We start from the raw sequence: 1646 nt of genomic DNA, 5'->3' as shown, positions 1-1646 counted from the left end.
AATGGGGACGAACTGAAAGGGGTGTTAAATTCTGGTGTTAAAGCCAGTTGTGATGATGAAGGTTTTTATTTTATTGCAGGGTGAGCAATTTTCTTGTATATATTGATGATTTAGTGTAAGATGTGCCAACCGTGTGTCTAGTGCCTATGTAGGGAGAGTAATGGAATCATATAACGATTTTTTTGAATTTATTGAGAGTCCCTTTAAGCGTGTTTCCGACACGGATTTTTACTTTCCGTCTAAAACTCATCAGGAAGCACTTACTATGCTTACCTACCTACTCATGTCTGACGATGAGTTTGCGTTGCTGATGGGCGAACCCGGCGCAGGCAAGAGCATTGTGTTGCGCAAGTTTATAGGCGAACTGTCGCAGGATGTAGTTCATGCATATATTATGTTTCCATATTTGCAGCCTGATAATTTTTTTAGGACGGTGTTAGAATGCTTTAACGTGTCCGTTGACAGCAATATGTCTGACAACGCTTTATATGAGCGTTTGTGCGACTTCTTGCTGGAGCAGTATAAGCGTGGAAAGAAGGTGTTAATCATTATTGACGAGGCGCAAAACGTGCCAAGTGCTACATTAGAAGTGGTAAGAATCATATCAAATATAGAAACGAATATGAAAAAGCTCTTAAAGATAGTTCTTGTGGGGCAGCCTAGTCTAGTGAATAAGCTGAGCAGTAGCTCGCAACTGGATGCATTGAAGCAGAAAATACTGCTTAAATCAACACTTAAAGCGTTCACCCCTGATGACGTGCTATCGTATGTAAATTATACACTGGAAGCTGCGGGAGGCAAGCATCTGGCGATATCAAAAACTCAGGCTAAAAAGATATGCTATTCTACAGGTGGCAACACATGGCGAATCAATGTGTTAATGGAGCGCGTCTTGCTAGTTGCCCATATGAATAATTCTAAAACTATTAAAAATGACTATATAACCAGTGCTATCAAAAGTATGAATATTATAGGTAAATCTAATTCGCTGTTCACCTACAGTCGCGTTGTGCCTGCTATTATTGTAACATTTTTAATTGTAGCTATATCGGTTGCGGGCGTGTTTGGTTATAGGCGTATTGAACGGCTCGCTATGGTAGCTCCGGTTGCTCCAGTTGCTCCCAAAATTGTGCAGGCTGTTAGGCAGTGCGGAGCGACTATATTTTGCGGGGATAGGAATATATATAGACGACTTTCCGAGCTAAATTTTGATGGTAGCTGGCTGCAGTCCACCTTAACGTTGCTCGCATATACTACCAGCGGTGCACCTGATAAAGGGTTATCATTAGAGTTTGCTAGGCTATGTGCTACTAAGGGTGTTCGCTTTGCTACGCTATATGGCACAGCAGCCAGCATTGCACAGACGGCGTATTTGCCTGCAGAGTATGCCATCCATAAAGCTGGCAGTATAGGTGTTGCGCCAGCTGCGGGGCAGTTACATATAGGTAATAATAGCGAACTCATCTTGCATGACAGGAGTGTAATGATGGGGATTGCCTATAGCAGGCTTGATTTGGCAAATGGGGACGAACTGAAAGGGGTGTTAAATTCTGGTGTTAAAGCCAGTTGTGATGATGAAGGTTTTTATTTTATTGCAGGGTGAGCAATTTTCTTGTATATATTGATGATTTAGTGTAAGATGTGCC

The 1646-nt window shown here is 42.0% G+C and carries 1 protein-coding gene; it reads left to right on the top strand.

Annotation, left to right across the window (positions count from 1 at the left end):
• The first annotated feature begins 160 nt into the window (after positions 1-160).
• Positions 161-1603 carry an ExeA family protein gene (locus AC1MDJ_RS07750; RefSeq protein WP_479690348.1) on the top strand — a complete coding sequence of 481 codons (1443 nt, stop codon included), beginning with the start codon at positions 161-163 and terminating at the stop codon, positions 1601-1603.
• The last annotated feature ends 43 nt before the right edge of the window (positions 1604-1646 follow it).

This window comes from Candidatus Termitispirillum reticulitermitis, assembly GCF_054655775.1.
The sequence above is the reverse complement of the archived record's forward strand: the minus strand, read 5'-3'. Positions and strand labels throughout refer to the sequence as shown.